The 15843-nt window shown below is 62.4% G+C and carries 15 protein-coding genes; 14 read left to right on the top strand and 1 reads right to left on the bottom strand.

All coding sequences use genetic code 11. The features are described 5' to 3' along the window. Nucleotides 1–3: 3 nt before the first annotated feature. A complete protein-coding gene (gene hypA, locus AFK66_RS10745; RefSeq protein WP_032968135.1) occupies nt 4–354 on the bottom strand; it encodes a hydrogenase maturation nickel metallochaperone HypA in 351 nt (116 codons plus the stop codon). A gap of 233 nt (nt 355–587) precedes the next feature. Between hypA and hycA the strand changes: the two genes are divergently transcribed. The 14 genes from hycA (at nt 588) to AFK66_RS10675 (ending at nt 15687) form a co-directional block, all read left to right on the top strand. Continuing rightward, nucleotides 588–1052: a formate hydrogenlyase regulator HycA gene (gene hycA, locus AFK66_RS10740; protein ID WP_023898884.1), complete on the top strand. Its 465-nt coding sequence runs from the start codon at nt 588–590 to the stop codon at nt 1050–1052. Between the two features lie 82 nt (nt 1053–1134). Then, on the top strand, nt 1135–1740 hold the full coding sequence (locus tag AFK66_RS10735) for a 4Fe-4S dicluster domain-containing protein (RefSeq protein ID WP_004385377.1): 606 nt from the start codon (nt 1135–1137) through the stop codon (nt 1738–1740). Continuing rightward, complete coding sequence (hycC, locus tag AFK66_RS10730; protein ID WP_032983106.1) at nt 1740–3566, top strand: formate hydrogenlyase subunit 3; 1827 nt, start codon at nt 1740–1742, stop codon at nt 3564–3566. Before AFK66_RS10735 ends, hycC begins: the two co-directional genes overlap by 1 nt. A 1-nt stretch (nt 3567) precedes the next feature. Then, nucleotides 3568–4494, top strand: a complete 927-nt coding sequence (locus tag AFK66_RS10725; protein WP_023898882.1) for a respiratory chain complex I subunit 1 family protein — start codon at nt 3568–3570, stop codon at nt 4492–4494. Nucleotides 4495–4509: 15 nt separating this feature from the next. Then, nucleotides 4510–6219: a formate hydrogenlyase subunit HycE gene (gene hycE, locus AFK66_RS10720; RefSeq protein WP_007783826.1), complete on the top strand. Its 1710-nt coding sequence runs from the start codon at nt 4510–4512 to the stop codon at nt 6217–6219. A 175-nt stretch (nt 6220–6394) separates the two neighbouring features. Beyond that, nucleotides 6395–6937, top strand: a complete 543-nt coding sequence (locus tag AFK66_RS10715) for a formate hydrogenlyase complex iron-sulfur subunit (protein ID WP_032968138.1) — start codon at nt 6395–6397, stop codon at nt 6935–6937. Beyond that, nucleotides 6934–7701: an NADH-quinone oxidoreductase subunit B family protein gene (locus AFK66_RS10710; RefSeq protein ID WP_029038959.1), complete on the top strand. Its 768-nt coding sequence runs from the start codon at nt 6934–6936 to the stop codon at nt 7699–7701. Before AFK66_RS10715 ends, AFK66_RS10710 begins: the two co-directional genes overlap by 4 nt. Further along, nucleotides 7698–8105, top strand: a complete 408-nt coding sequence (locus tag AFK66_RS10705; protein WP_007783836.1) for a formate hydrogenlyase maturation HycH family protein — start codon at nt 7698–7700, stop codon at nt 8103–8105. Before AFK66_RS10710 ends, AFK66_RS10705 begins: the two co-directional genes overlap by 4 nt. Further along, nucleotides 8098–8571, top strand: coding sequence for a hydrogenase maturation peptidase HycI (gene hycI / locus AFK66_RS10700; protein WP_071603044.1), 474 nt, complete (start codon nt 8098–8100; stop codon nt 8569–8571). The genes AFK66_RS10705 and hycI overlap by 8 nt, the downstream gene beginning before the upstream one ends. A gap of 654 nt (nt 8572–9225) precedes the next feature. Then, complete coding sequence (gene glgS / locus AFK66_RS10695; RefSeq protein WP_007783841.1) at nt 9226–9447, top strand: cell surface composition regulator GlgS; 222 nt, start codon at nt 9226–9228, stop codon at nt 9445–9447. Nucleotides 9448–9649: 202 nt separating this feature from the next. Then, a complete protein-coding gene (hydN, locus tag AFK66_RS10690; protein ID WP_032968139.1) occupies nt 9650–10195 on the top strand; it encodes an electron transport protein HydN in 546 nt (181 codons plus the stop codon). Nucleotides 10196–10229: 34 nt separating this feature from the next. After that, nucleotides 10230–12380 (top strand): formate dehydrogenase subunit alpha, encoded by a 2151-nt coding sequence (gene fdhF, locus AFK66_RS10685; protein ID WP_032983632.1) that lies wholly within the window; start codon nt 10230–10232, stop codon nt 12378–12380. A gap of 44 nt (nt 12381–12424) precedes the next feature. After that, a complete protein-coding gene (hypF, locus tag AFK66_RS10680) occupies nt 12425–14671 on the top strand; it encodes a carbamoyltransferase HypF (RefSeq protein ID WP_023898875.1) in 2247 nt (748 codons plus the stop codon). Continuing rightward, nucleotides 14665–15687, top strand: coding sequence for a HoxN/HupN/NixA family nickel/cobalt transporter (locus tag AFK66_RS10675; RefSeq protein WP_023898874.1), 1023 nt, complete (start codon nt 14665–14667; stop codon nt 15685–15687). The genes hypF and AFK66_RS10675 overlap by 7 nt, the downstream gene beginning before the upstream one ends. The last annotated feature ends 156 nt before the right edge of the window (nt 15688–15843 follow it).

Here is a 15843-nt window from a genome sequence, read left to right as displayed (position 1 = left end):
CTTCTACTCCTGTTCTATTTCGAGACGCTTGATTTGCACGCTGTCATTGGCATCGATGCGCAAATCCGCGCTGTGGCAATGCGGGCATCGGCGTACCAGCGTCGTGAGCAACTGAACGTTGCGCTGGCACTGCGGGCACCAGCACTGCGCCTCCTGCTGGCTTAAATGCAGCGCGCAGCCTTCGGCGCGGGTGTCGCGGCACGCCAGCTCAAAGCAAAACTCCAGCGCGCTGCGCTCAACGCAGGAGAACGCGCCGATTTCCAGCCATACGCCGGTAACTTTTCGTGCGCCAAGCTGCTGCGCCTGCTGTTCAATGATTTCTGCTGCCCGCTGGCAGAGGGTGAGTTCGTGCATAACGCCTCCGGTACGTTTTGCGCTTGCGAATGCCACAGGCAATGCAATAACGATGCCAGCGCGGGAGAAAGGTTGCGGGAGGCTGTCGCTGCGGGTGTCGAGGCTGTCGAAATGACATGTCATGACAGGCGGCGTGATATGACGTTTCAGAATAAACCATTTAAAAACAGTTAATTAAAAAATGGCATGGTTCCTGCTAAAGACGGTTATCTCTGTTAAATGAGCTAACCACTATGATCCTGTCCGAACTTAGCCAGAAGGCGGAATTTATCGCCGACCGACACCGCGCGTTACAGGCGCACTGGCACACCTACTGCAATACGCTGGTCCAGGCCATTACGCTGTCGCGCCAGAAGCTGCATCACTCGCTCGGCTGCGAGCCGCAAAACGGGCTGTGCTTCTTTCTTTTTGAGCACTTCGCCATCCGCGTGGAGCAGGCCGAAGGCTTTCACTGCCGCACCATTAACTACCTGATAGCCCGCCGCGACGGCAGCGAAGAGACGCTGCTCGCCACCGCGCAGCTCGACGCAAAAGGCCTGCTGGATGGCGCGGTGGATATCCGCGACCGCGAGCGCGTGCTGGCGCACTACCTCGACAAAATCGGCGCGCTGGTCGACGGGCTCTATGACGCCGTGCAGCACGACGCGCCGCTGCGCATCAGCGAGATCCTGGCGGCAGGCAACACGTCGTCACATTAACCGGGCGAGGTGTCGCCGACTGTCGAAATCGTCCGTCGTCGTCACTTTTCGTCAAAAATGTCCATCACCTGAGGAACACCTGGTGAACCGTTTTATCATTGCCGACTCCACGCTCTGCATCGGCTGCCACACCTGCGAGGCCGCCTGTTCAGAGACGCACCGCCTGCATGGACTGCAATCCAGGCCGCGCCTGACGGTTATGCGTAACCAAAAAGATTCCGCCCCGCAGCTGTGCCACCACTGCGAAGACGCGCCCTGCGCGCAGGTCTGTCCGGTGAACGCCATTACCCGCGAGGCGGGGGCGATTCAGCTCAACGAAAGCCTGTGCGTGAGCTGCAAACTCTGCGGCATCGCCTGTCCGTTCGGCGCGATTGAATTCTCCGGCAGCCGCCCGCTGCATATCCCGGCCAACGTCAACAGCCCGAAAGCCCCGCCCGCACCGCCTGCGCCTGCGCGCGTCGGCGCGTTTCTCGACTGGACGCCAGGCGTGCGCGCCGTGGCGGTGAAGTGCGATCTCTGCCAGTTCGACGCGGACGGCCCGGCCTGCATACGTACCTGCCCGACCGGTGCGCTGAAGCTTGTCGATAACCACGACATCGCCCGCGCCAGCCGCCGCAAACGCGAGCTGACCATTAACGCCGACCTCGGCGATTTATCGCTGCTGCTGCAACCGCGCGGAGGAGAATAATGAACGCGATTTTCTTATATCAGGGCGCGCTGGCGGCCTTTGGCGCGGGGCTTGCGCTCGCGCTGCTGAGCGCCTGGCACAAGCCGCTCAGCGCGCTGTTTAGCGGGCTTGGCGGTGCGCTCGGTTGCCTGTTCGCGCTGGCGGCGGGCGGCTGGTTGTTGCTCCATTTGAGTGACGGGCCGCTTACGACGCACATCGGCGAGCTTGATGTGCATCTCACCGCTTTTAACGCCATCTGGCTTGCGACAATCGGCCTGCCGGGATTTTTTATCTGCCTGTTTACGCTTATCCATCCGCGCGACGGGCAGGCGCGCGCCAGCGGGGCGCTGATTAACCTGCTGCTCGGTGCGGCCATGCTCGCGGTCACGGCACAGAGCCTCGCCGCGCTGGTGGTGATGGCGGAAATCATGGCGCTCGCCGCGGTATTCCTGACCGGCGACAGCGCGGGCGGCAAGCTCTGGTTTGCGCTGGGGCGTCTCGGCACGCTGCTGCTGGCGCTCGCCTGCTGGCTGCTGTGGCGGCAGTACGGCACGCTGGACATGCTGGCGTTAAGTTCGCTCACAGCCGGGCAGCCGTTTAGCGCGACCATCTGGCTCTCGGGGCTGGCAGGCTTTGGGCTGCTCGCAGGCGTTATCCCGCTGCACGGCGGCGTGGTGCAGGGGCATGCGCAGGCCACCGCGCCCGCCGCCGCGCTGTTTTCCGCCGTGGTGCTGAAAGTGGGGCTGTACGGCATCCTGATCTTTTCGCTGATGAACGCCGCGCTGCCGCTCTGGTGCGGCGTACTGGTGCTGCTGCTCGGCATGATGACCGCGTTTATCGGCGGGCTTTACGCGCTGCTTGAGCACAACATCCACCGGTTGCTGGCGTACCATACGCTTGAAAACATCGGCATTATCCTGCTGGGGCTCGGCGCCGGGCTTGCGGGTATTTCGCTTGGCGAGCCAGCGCTGGTGGCGCTCGGCCTGGTGGGCGGGCTCTATCATCTGTTCAACCACAGCCTGTTTAAAACCACGCTGTTTCTTGGCGCGGGCGCGGTCTTTCACCGCACCGGCCTGCGCGATATCGAAAAGCTTGGCGGTATCGGCAAAACCATGCCGCTTATTTCGATCTCCATGCTGGTGGGCCTGATGGCGATGGCTGCGCTGCCGCCGCTGAACGGCTTCGCGGGCGAATGGGTGATTTATCAGGCGTTCTTTAACCTCGGCGCGCAGCCGCTGTTTATCGCGCGTCTGCTCGGGCCGCTGCTGGCGGTGGGGCTGGCGATTACCGGCGCGCTGGCGGTGATGTGTATGGCGAAAGTCTACGGTGTGACGTTCCTCGGCGCGCCGCGCACGCAGGCCGCCGCGCAGGCGACCGATGCGCCCTGGCTGATGCGCCTTTGTGTGATGGGGTTGGCGATGTGCTGTGTGGCAGGCGGCGTCGCCGCGCCGTGGCTGTTGCCGCTGCTGGGCCGCGCCGTCCCGCTGCCGCTCGTCACCCAAAGCACCACCGTCTCGCAGCCGGTGATTACGCTGCTGCTGACAGGCTCGCTGCTGCTGCCGTTCCTGCTGACGACGCTCTTTAAAGGCGATCGCCTGCCGTCGCGCACGCGCGGCAGCGCCTGGGTCTGCGGCTACGACCACGAGCCGGAGATGGTCATTACCGCGCATGGTTTCGCCCGGCCCGTTAAGGCCGCCTTCGCGCCGCTGATTCAGCTGCGCCATATCCTTAATCCGGCGCGCCTGCTGCCGGGCTGGCAGAGCGCCAGCCTGCCGCTGCTGTGCCGTCGTCTGGCGGCGGTCGAACTGGCCGTGCTGCTGGTCGTCGTGATTTCACGGGGAGTGTGAGATGCAAAACCTGATTTTCCCTCTTTTACAGGCGCTGGCGCTCTTTGCCTGCGCGCCCTTGCTCGCGGGCGTCACCCGCGTGGCGCGCGCGCGTCTGCATAATCGTCGCGGGCCCGGCGTGCTTCAGGAGTATCGCGATCTCATCAAATTGCTGGGTCGCCAGAGCGTCGCGCCTGCGGCGTCCGGCTGGGTGTTCCGGTTCACGCCGTACGCCATGCTGGCGGTGATGTTCACCATCGCCGCCGCGCTGCCGGTCGTGACCGTTCGCTCACCGCTCCCGGGCGCGGGGGATCTGATCACGCTGATTTATCTCTTCGCCATCGCGCGCTTCTTTTTCGCCATTGCCGGGCTGGATACCGGCAGCCCGTTCACCGGGATTGGCGCAAGCCGCGAGGCGATGCTGGGCGTGCTGGTGGAGCCGATTCTGCTGCTCGGCCTGTGGGTCGCGGCGACGGTGGCGGGTTCAACGCACATCAGCCAGATAGCCGCACGCGTCTATGAGTGGCCCGTTGCGCACAGCCTGACGCTGGTGCTGGCGCTTGCCGCCTGCGCCTTCGCGACGTTTATCGAAATGGGCAAGCTGCCGTTCGATCTCGCCGAAGCGGAGCAGGAGTTACAGGAAGGCCCGCTGTCGGAATACAGCGGCGCGGGCTTTGCGCTGCTGAAATGGGGCGTCAGCCTCAAGCAACTGGTGGTGTTACAGATGTTCGTCGGCGTGTTTGTGCCCTGGGGCCAGATGCTGACCTTCAGCCTGAGCGGCATGGCGATAGCCCTGGCGCTGGCCGTCGTCAAACTGCTGGTGGGCGTGCTTATCATCGCGCTCTTTGAAAACAGCATGGCGCGCCTGCGCTTTAACGCCGTTTCGCGCGTCACCTGGACCGGTTTCGGCCTGGCCTTTTTAGCTTTCGTCTCCTTGCTGGCGGCGTGATTAGAGAACTGAACAATGTCTGAAGAAAAAACAGGGCAACACTACCTTCGCGCGCTGCATGAGGCGTTTCCCGGCGTGGTGCTCGATGAAGCCTGGCAAACCAAAGACCAGCTGACGGTCACGGTGAAAATCAATTATCTGCCGGAAGTGGTGGAATTTCTTTACTACCAGCAAGGCGGCTGGCTGTCGGTGCTGTTCGGCAACGATGAGCGCAAGCTTTGCGGCAGCTACGCGGTCTACTACGTGCTCTCGATGGAGCAGGGCGTGAAGTGCTGGATAACGGTGCGCGTCGAGGTGGACGCGAATAAACCGGAGTTTCCGTCCGTGACGCCGCGCGTGCCTGCCGCCGTCTGGGGCGAGCGCGAAGTGCGCGATATGTATGGCCTGATCCCGGTCGGCCTGCCGGATGAGCGTCGTCTGGTGCTGCCGGATGACTGGCCGGACGGCCTCTATCCGCTGCGCAAAGACAGCATGGATTACCGCCAGCGCCCGGCGCCGACCAGCGATAAAGAGACCTACGAATTTATCAACGAACTGGGCGATGCCAAAAATAACGTGGTGCCCATCGGCCCGCTGCATGTCACCTCCGACGAGCCGGGCCACTTCCGGCTGTTCGTGGATGGCGAAAACATCATCGACGCTGACTACCGGCTCTTTTACGTCCACCGCGGCATGGAAAAACTCGCCGAAACCCGCATGGGCTATAACGAAGTGACGTTTCTCTCCGACCGCGTCTGCGGCATCTGCGGGTTCGCCCACAGTACGGCCTACACCACCTCGGTGGAAAACGCGATGGGCATTCAGGTGCCGGAACGCGCGCAGGCGATCCGCGCCATTCTGCTGGAAGTTGAGCGGCTGCACAGCCACCTGCTGAACCTCGGCCTGGCGTGCCACTTTGTCGGGTTCGATTCCGGCTTTATGCAGTTTTTCCGCGTGCGCGAAACGTCCATGAAGATGGCGGAGATCCTGACCGGCGCGCGTAAAACCTACGGTATGAACCTGATTGGCGGCATTCGCCGCGATCTGCTGAAAGACGACATGACGCAGACCCGTCAGCTGGCTCAGCAGATGCGCCGCGAGGTGCAGGATCTGGTGAGCATTCTGCTCAGCACGCCGAATATCGAACAGCGCACGGCGGGCATTGGTCGTCTCGACCCGCAGATCGCGCGTGATTTCAGTAATGTCGGGCCGATGGTGCGCGCAAGCGGACACGCCCGCGACACTCGCGCCGATCATCCGTTTGTCGGTTACGGCCTGCTGCCGATGGAAGTACACAGCGAGCAGGGGTGCGACGTCATTTCCCGCCTGAAAGTGCGCATCAACGAGGTGTTTACTGCGCTCAATATGATTGACTTCGGGCTGGATAACCTGCCCGGCGGGCCGCTGCTGGTGGAAGGGTTTACCTATATTCCGAACCGTTTCGCGCTGGGGTTTTCCGAAGCGCCGCGCGGCGATGATATTCACTGGAGTATGACCGGCGACAACCAGAAGCTCTACCGCTGGCGCTGCCGCGCCGCGACTTACGCCAACTGGCCGACGCTGCGTTATATGCTGCGCGGCAATACGGTGTCGGACGCGCCGCTGATTATCGGCAGCCTCGACCCGTGCTACTCCTGCACCGACCGTATGACGGTGGTGGACGTGCGCAAGAAGAAAAGCCAGGTGGTGCCGTACAAAGAGCTGGAGCGCTACAGCATTGAGCGCAAGAACTCGCCGCTGAAATAGGCGGCCACGGTGGGTGCGCTGTCGCTTACCCACCCTACGGGGACGGCTCACCTGTTCATCCGTGCGGATAAGCGCAGCGCACCCGCCGGGTAATACGGTCGCAAAATGACAGTAGGGCGGGTAAGTGGCAGCGCACCCGCCAGGTAAAACCGTCGCGCAGGCGACAGGAGACAACATGTTTACCTTTATCAAAAAAGCCTTAAAAACCGGCGTGGCGACGCAGCCTTATCCGCTGCAACCGATGCCGGTCGATAAAAATTTCCGCGGCAAGCCGCAGCATAATCCGCAGCAGTGTATCGGCTGCGCGGCCTGCATCAACGCTTGCCCGTCCAATGCTTTAACGGTCGAAACCGACCTTCAACACGACCGCCTCAACTGGCAGTTCAATCTCGGCCGCTGCATCTTCTGCGGCCGCTGCGAAGAGGTCTGCCCGACGGCGGCCATTCGCCTGACCCCTGAATATGAGCTGGCGGTCTGGCGCAAAGAGGATTTTCTCCAGCAGGCGAGCTTCGCGCTCTGCCGCTGCCGCGTCTGCCAGCAGCCGTTCGCGGTGCAAAAAGAGGTGGATTACGCGATAGCGCTGCTCGCGCACAACGGCGATGAACGCGCCGAGCGCCATCGCGCGAGCTTTGAAACCTGTCCGGACTGCAAACGCCAGCAGGGTCTTGCGCCCTCGGAGCTTATCGACCTGACCCGCGAAATGAAGGAGGCGGTGTGATGAACCTGCTCGGCCCACGCGATGACAACAACATTCCGGTGCCCGTGACGGTGGAGGAATCCATCGCGCGCATGAAAACCTCGCTTCTGAAAAACATCAAGCGCTCGGCGTATGTCTACCGCGTCGACTGCGGCGGCTGCAACGGCTGCGAAATCGAAATTTTCGCCACGCTCTCGCCGCTCTTTGACGCCGAACGCTTCGGCATCAAAGTGGTGCCGTCGCCGCGCCACGCCGACATTCTGCTGTTTACCGGCGCGGTGACGCGCGCGATGCGCTCGCCAGCGCTGCGCGCCTGGGAATCCGCGCCCGATCCGAAAATCTGTATCTCCTACGGCGCGTGCGGCAACAGCGGCGGTATTTTCCACGATCTCTACTGCGTGTGGGGCGGCACCGACAAAATCGTCCCGGTGGATGTCTATATTCCCGGCTGCCCGCCGACGCCCGCCGCGACGCTCTACGGCTTTGCGATGGCGCTCGGCCTGCTGGAGCAGAAAATCCACGCCCGCGCGCCTGGCGACGAGGACAATCAGGCCGCCGCTATTCTGCACCCGGAGATGGTTCAGCCGCTGCGCGTGCGCGTTGACCGCGCCGCGCGCCGCCTGGCGGGGTATCGTTACGGCCGTCAGATTGCCGATGACTATCTGCGCCATCTGACGGCAGGCGAGCAGAGCGTGGCGGGGTGGCTGTCTCAGGAGAACGATCCGCGTCTTAGCGAAATCGTCGCGCAGCTTGAGGCGGTGGTGGCGCAGGAGCGTATCGGATGAGCGAAACCGTGGTGTTTAGCCGCCTGTCGCGCAAGTTCGTTGATGAAAACGATGCGACCCCGCCGCAGGCGCAGCAGGTTATCTACTACAGCCTGGCGATAGGCCATCATCTGGGGGTGATCGACTGCCTCAAGGCGTCGCTGATCTGCCCGTTTGAGGAATACGAGGCGTGGATCGCCACCCTCGCGCCCGGCGAGGCGCAGCGCAAAATGCAGGGCGTGCCGCGCTACGGAGAGATCGTTATCGACCAGAACCATGTCTCGCTGCTGGCGCGGGCGTTTGACGAGGCGTTGCCGCGCCAGAACGCGCAGCAGCAGGCGTGGAGCCGTGAATTGCTCGGGCTGTTGCAGGCCATCCAGCGCGAACCGGCGGTCTATGTGATGGTGAGGAGGGATCGTGACTGACGTTTTATTGTGTGTCGGGAACAGCATGATGGGCGACGACGGCGCAGGGCCGCTGCTCGCAGAAAAATTCCGCGCCGAGCCGCAGGGCGAGTGGGTGCTGGTGGATGGCGGCAGCGCGCCGGAAAACGACATTGGTGCCATTCGCGAGCTGCGCCCGGAGCGTCTGTTGCTGGTGGATGCCACCGAGATGGGGTTGAACCCTGGCGAGATCCGCATCATCGACCCGGACGATATTTCAGAGATGTTTATGATGACGACCCACAATATGCCGCTGAATTATCTGGTGGATCAGCTGCGCGAGGATGTGGGCGAGGTGATTTTCCTCGGCATCCAGCCCGACATTGTCGGGTTTTATTACCCGATGACCGACCCGGTGAAACGCGCGGTCGACACCGTATATGACCGCCTTGCGCAGTGGACCGGCAACGGCGGGTTTACGGCACTGGCGGTGGAGGAGGGCGTGTAGTCAGGCGGGATGGCGGGTGCGCGATGCTTACCCGCCCTAAGGTGAGAATGTTTTTTTGTAGGGTGGGTAAGCCTCGCGCACCCACCGTTTTTTCCGCCCCGAGTGTTAATTAGTTGGTAAGGTAGATGGTTTTGCTCCGGCTAAAAAAAATCGGCCCCTGAGGGCCGATTTCCGCCGGGAGCCGGGATTGCAAAGGGGGCGGCGGCGAGCCCCCTTTGCACGTTCGCGTGAGGGAAGCGTCCATATAAAGATGACGTTGTGGCGAACGGAACGAATTCATCGACCTGATATATCAAAAACTGGATGGCGGGTGCGCGATGCTTACCCGCCCTACGGCGAAGGTGAGTGCCTTTGGGATGGCGGGTGCGCTGCGCTTACCCGCCCTACGGTGAAGGTGAGTGCCTTTGGATGGCGGGTGCGCATTCGCTTACCCGCCCTACGGTGAGAATGTTTTTTGTAGGGTGGGTAGGCATCGCGCCCCCATCTTTAATTCCCCTGGACTCATCTCGCTCACTCATCATCTCAACCCTTATAAATCAACGCCTCCCGCTTACCAGAACGTTCCGAAAGCGCCTGCCGCCCACCAGGAATCCTCTGAATAAAAAAAGCGCGGTTCAGCATCGTATACAGTTGATGAACTGGAGGGAGAAACTGATGAACAGACAAGATATTTATTCGTTCAAGAACTTTGATTTTCTGGCGAGCAGTTTTGCCCGTATGAATGGAGAAGGACGCCGTATCGATATCGACGCCGTCACCGGCAATATGAGCGAGGCGCAGTCCGCCTGGTTTCGTGAACGTTACAACCACTACCGTAAACAAGGGCTGCAACTGACCATCAGCGCCGCCCGCAATGAAACAGATCTGTGCGCGTAACGTTGTAAAATGTATGACCGATGAAGCGGGTTATGAAACCCGCTTTTTTGTTGCCTTAAATCCGTCAGTTTCATCGTCATAAATGTCGATGACACCTCCCGTAAAATACCTCTCAAAAATAAAATCATTTTAAATCAGTTAATTAAAATCTGGCACGGATCGTGTATTAGCGAGTGGGTTCAACCCACAGCCGGAGATCATGATGAACCGCTTCATCATTGCTGATTCAAGTAAATGTATAGGATGCCGCACTTGTGAGGTGGCGTGCGTGGTATCGCACCAGGAAAACCAGGACTGCGCCGCGCTCACCCCGCAAACCTTTCTGCCGCGTATTCATGTCGTCAAGGGCGTGAATGTCTCTACCGCCACCATGTGCCGCCAGTGTGAAGACGCGCCGTGCGCCAGCGTCTGCCCGAATGGTGCGATCACCCGCGACAATGATTTTGTCCACGTCCACCAGCAGCGCTGCATCGGCTGCAAAACCTGCGTGGTGGCGTGCCCGTACGGCGCGATGGAAGTCGTGGTGCGCCCGGTCGTGCGTAACAGCGGCGCTGGGCTCAACGTGCTGGCCGAGAAAGCCGAAGCCAACAAATGCGATCTCTGCCATCACCACGCCGAAGGCCCGGCCTGCATTGAAGCGTGCCCGACTAACGCCATCGTCTGCATCGATCGCAACCGCCTGGAAGCGCTCAGCGCCGAACGCCGCCGCCGCGCCGCGCTCGATGGCCTCTCATCCCTGGCTTTTTAAGCCGCCGATTTCACTTTTAACAGGTCTGTTACTGATGAAAAAAATCACCAGCGTCTGTCCGTACTGCGGTGCGGGCTGCAAACTCAAGCTCGTCGTGGATAACAATAAAATCGTTCGCGCCGAGGCCGCCGAAGGCGTCACCAACCAGAACCAGCTCTGCCTGAAAGGTTATTACGGCTGGGATTTCTTAAACGATACCCAGCTTCTGACGCCGCGCCTCACCCAGCCGATGATCCGCTACCAGAAAGGCGGCGCGTTGCAGGTGGTCTCCTGGGATGAAGCCATTCGCTACACCGCAGAGCGTCTCTCGGCCATCAAAAAGCAGTACGGCCCGCGCGCCATCATGACCACCGGCTCCTCCCGCGGCACCGGCAACGAAACCAACTACGTGATGCAGAAATTCGCCCGTGCAGTGCTCAACACCAATAATGTCGACTGCTGCGCGCGCGTCTGTCACGGACCGTCGGTGGCGGGGCTTCAGCAGACGCTGGGCAACGGCGCGATGAGCAACTCCATCGGCGATATTGAACACTCCAAATGTCTGCTGGTGTTTGGCTACAACTGCGCCGATTCGCACCCAATCGTGGCGCGTCGCGTGCTGAAAGCCAAAGAAAATGGCGCGAAGGTGATTGTCTGCGATCCACGCAAAATCGAAACCGCGCGCATCGCCGATCAGCATCTGCAAATCAATAACGGCTGCAACATGGCGCTGGTCAACGCCTTTGGTTACGTGCTGCTCGAAGAAGCGCTGTATGACAAAGAGTATGTGGCGCGCTACACCGAAGGGCTGGACGCCTACCGCGAGACGGTAAAAGATTACGCGCCGGAAGCCGTTGAGCATCTCACCGGCGTCAGCGCGCAGCAGATCCGCCAGGCGATGCGCACCTTCGCCGCCGCGCCATCCGCCACCATTATGTGGGGCATGGGCGTCACGCAGTTCGGCCAGGCGGTGGATGTCGTCAAAGGGCTCTCAAGCCTGGCGCTGCTCACCGGTAATCTCGGGCGCGAGCATGTCGGCGTCGGCCCGGTGCGCGGCCAGAACAACGTGCAGGGCGCGTGCGATATGGGCGTGCTGCCAAACCAGTTCCCCGGCTATCAGGATGTCGAAGACGCGGCGGTGCGCGAAAAATTCGCGCGCGCCTGGGGCATCGATCCGGCCGTGATGGACGACAAAATCGGCGTGCGCATCACCGAGGTGCCGCACCTGGCGCTCGAAGGCAAAGTCAAAGCCTACTACATCATGGGCGAAGATCCGCTCCAGACCGAAGCCGATCTCGGCCTGGTCCGTCAGGGCTTCGACGCGCTCGATTTTGTGGTGGTGCAGGACATCTTTATGACCAAAACCGCCGAAGTGGCGGACGTTCTGCTGCCCGCCACCTCCTGGGGCGAACATGGCGGCGTCTTTACCTGCGCCGACCGCGGTTTCCAGCGCTTCGAGGCGGCGGTAGAACCTAAATACAACGTCAAACGCGACTGGGAGATCATCAGCCTTATCGCCACCGCGATGGACTACCCGATGCATTACGACAACAACCAGCAGATCTGGGACGAAATGCGCGAACTCTGCCCGCTCTTCTACGGCGTGACGTATCAGAAAATGGGCGACATGGGACACGTGCAGTGGCCATGCCCGACGCTGGATCACCCCGGCACGCCGTATCTTTACGCCGGGAATCACTTCGATACGCCGACCGGCAAAGGCCAGCTTTTCGCCGCCACGTGGCGCGCCCCGGCGGAACAGCCGGACGCCGACTACCCGCTGGTGCTCTGTACCGTGCGCGAAGTGGGGCACTACTCCTGCCGCTCGATGACCGGCAACTGCGCGGCGCTGCAAACGCTCGCCGACGAGCCGGGCCGCGTGCAGATGCACCCGCAGGACGCGGAACGCCTCGGCGTGCGGGACGGCCAGCTGGTGTGGGTGAACTCCCGTCGCGGGCGGGTGATCAGCCGTGCTGACGTCAGCGAGCGCATCAACCCCGGCGCGGTCTACATGACCTACCAGTGGTGGATCGGCGCGTGCAACGAGCTCACCCAGGATAATCTCGACCCGGTCTCCAAAACGCCGGAAACCAAATATTGCGCGGTGAATGTCGAGGCTATCGCCGATCAGCGCGAGGCCGAAGCCTATGTCCAGACCACTTATACCAGCATGAAGGCGCGCCTGCGCGACGCCGCCGCGGTATAGCTCAGCCTGCGCGGGCCTCGCGCCCGCGCGTTTTCGACGAGACGATGACCTTTAACGGTACGATTTTACGCATTCAGGGCCGGGTGCAGGGGGTGGGCTTTCGCCCCTTCGTCTGGCAACTGGCGCAGCGGTTAGCGCTTACCGGCGACGTCTGCAATGACGGCGCGGGGGTGGAAGTGCGCCTGACCGGCGGCGAAGGAGCGTTTATCGCCGCGCTGTGGCAGCACTGCCCGCCGCTCGCCCGTATCGACAGCGTCAGCGCCGCGCCGTATCGCTGGCCGCGGCGGCCTGACGCGTTTTCCATTCGCGAGAGCGGTGGCGGGGCGATGCGTACGCAAATCACCCCGGACGCCGCCACCTGCCCGCAATGCCTGCGCGAACTTAACGATCCCGCAGACCCGCGCTGGCGCTACCCGTTTATCAACTGCACCCACTGCGGCCCGCGCTTTACCATTATTCGCGCGATGCCTTATGACCGCCCCAACACCGCGATGGCAGGTTTTCCGCTCTGCGCGCCGTGCGACGCGCAATACCGCGATCCGGCCGACCGGCGCTTTCACGCGCAGCCCGTAGCCTGCCCGACGTGCGGCCCACAATTAAGCTGGGTGAACGGTGAACAGACGGCAACAAAAGAGGCGGCGCTGCAGGCCGCCATCGCCGCGCTTAAAGCAGGCCAGATTGTCGCCATTAAAGGCATCGGCGGGTTTCATCTCGCCTGCGACGCGCAAAACGCTGACGCCGTGGCGCACCTGCGCGAGCGTAAGCATCGCCCGGCAAAACCGCTTGCGGTGATGCTGGCGCACGCCGAAGGGCTGCCGGAAGACGCCCGCGCGCAACTGACCACGCCCGCCGCCCCGATTGTGCTGGTGAATAACGCGCACCTGCCGCCGCTGTGCGAGGCCATCGCGCCGGGGCTTAATGAAACTGGCGTGATGCTGCCTGCGAACCCGCTCCAGCACCTGCTGATGCAGGGCGTCGAGCGGCCACTGGTGATGACGTCCGGCAACCGCAGCGGCGAGCCGCCCGCGCTCACCAGTGCGCAGGCGCTCTCGCAGCTCGGGGAGGTTGCCGACGGCTTTTTGCTGCATAACCGCGACATCCTGCAACGGATGGATGATTCGGTGATGCGACCCGGCGGCGAGATGCTGCGCCGGGCGCGCGGCTTTGTGCCGGACGCCATCCCGCTGCCGCCGGGCTTTGCCGATATCCCCGCCACGCTCTGCCTCGGGGCCGATCTCAAAAACACCTTTTGTCTCGCGCGCGGCGGCGAGGCGGTGCTGAGCCAGCATCTGGGCGATCTCAGCGACGCGCAGACCGAAGCGCAGTGGCGCACGGCGCTGGCGCTGTTTCGCGACATTTACGATTTTCACCCGCAGCAGGTGGTGGTGGACGCTCATCCGGGGTATCGCAGCACCGCGATCGGTGAGGCGATGGGGCTGCCGGTGAAGCGCGTTCTGCATCACCATGCGCATATCGCCGCCTGCCTTGCCGAGCACCGCTGGCCGCGCGACGGCGGCGCTGTCATTGCGCTGGCGCTGGACGGCATTGGCATGGGCGAGGGCGGCGCGCTGTGGGGCGGCGAGTGTTTGCTGGTGGATTATGACCGCTGCGAACGGCTCGGCGGCCTGCCTGCGGTGGCGCTGCCGGGCGGTGACCTCGCGGCGCGTCAGCCGTGGCGTAACTGGCTCGCACAGTGGCAGGCGTTTGTGCCGCAGTGGCAAACGCTCCCGCAGGCCGCCGGGCTTCTCGCTAAACCCTGGATGCCGCTTACGCGCGCGATGGCGCGCGGCATTAATGCGCCGCTCGCGTCATCGACCGGGCGTTTGTTTGACGCCGTGGCGGCAATGCTCGGCGTGGTGCCGGACGCGCAAAGCTATGAAGGCGAGGCGGCCTGCCGCCTGGAAGCGCTGGCGCTGCGTCACGGCCCGGTAGCGCATTCTGTGACATTGTCACTTAACGGCAATGCTTTCGACATGCCCGCCTTCTGGGCCAGTCTGCTGGCATTTGACGCGCCATCGGGTGCCCGCGCCTGGGCGTTTCACGACGCGCTCGCCTGCGGCCTCGCAACCATGGCGCGGCGTCACGCCAGCGCGCGCGGCATCCACACCATCGCCTGTGGCGGCGGGGTACTGCATAACCAGCTTCTGCGCGAACGGCTCGCGTTTTACCTTCACGATTTTCGGCTGCTGCTGCCGCAGACGTTGCCCGCGGGCGACGGCGCGGTGGCGTTCGGCCAGGCGGCGATTGCCGCCGCCACGTTTTCATCACTTACAGGAACGACGTCATGCTGACTCAATTGCGTAATCTTCCACCCCGCGCGCTGGCCCTGGTAGCCGCGCTCGGCCTTGCCAACCTGGCCGCCTGGATCTGGGCGTTTTGTGCGTTTCGCGACACTACCGCGCTGATGGCCGCGAGCCTGCTCGCCTGGGGTTACGGCCTGCGCCACGCGGTGGACGCCGACCATATCGCCGCCATCGATAACGTCACGCGTAAAATGATGCAGCAGGGTAAACGCCCGTGTGGCGTCGGGGCGTGGTTTTCGCTCGGTCACTCCAGCATCGTGGTGCTGGCGTCCGTCGCCATTGCCGCGACCGCCGCAGCGGTAAAAGAAGATATGGCCTGGTTTCATGAGGTGGGCGGCGTGATTGGCACCACCGTCTCGGCGGTGTTTCTGCTGGCGATGGCGCTGGTGAATCTGGTTATCCTGCGTGGTATCTGGCGCAGCTTTAGCCGCTTAAAACGCGGCGAGCCGCTGAATATGCCCGCAGATAGCGTGACCGCAGGCGGGCCGATGAGCTGGCTGTTTCGCGCCACCTTCCGGCTGGTGAGCAAAAGCTGGCATATGTATCTGGTCGGTTTTCTCTTTGGGCTCGGCTTTGACACCGCCACCGAGATCGGCGTGCTGGGCATTTCGGCGGCGGGCGCGTCAAACGGCATGTCGGTCTGGTCGATTCTGGTCTTCCCGGCGCTCTTTACCAGCGGAATGGCGCTTATCGACACGCTCGACAACCTGGTGATGGTGGGCGCGTATGGCTGGGCTTTCAGCAAGCCGCAGCGCAAGCTCTACTACAACATGACCATTACCGGCACGTCGGTGGTGGTGGCGCTGTTTATCGGCGGGCTGGAGGCGCTGGGGCTGCTGATGGATAAATTCGGTCTTTCCGGCGGTCTCTGGGATTGGGTGGCCGGCGTGAACGATAATCTCGGCAACGCCGGGTTTATAGTGGTCGGTTTGTTTATCGCCTGCTGGGCGCTGTCGATTCTGAACTACCGCCTGAAAGGCTACGACGCGCTGCCTGCGCGCTAACCCGCCACGCGCCTTTCGTCACGTCACTTTTGACGAAAGGCGCGCCCTCGACAGTGATTTTCCTCTTCATCCCGCGTGCGGCCTGCATTCTGGTAGCTGGCACGCTTTCTGCATTATCCGCTCCACTCTTTACGCAGTTAACTCTGGAGCATGACC

Origin of the sequence: Cronobacter malonaticus LMG 23826 (assembly GCF_001277215.2) — a bacterium.
GTDB lineage: Bacteria > Pseudomonadota > Gammaproteobacteria > Enterobacterales > Enterobacteriaceae > Cronobacter > Cronobacter malonaticus.
This window is presented reverse-complemented; position numbering and strand designations above follow the sequence as displayed.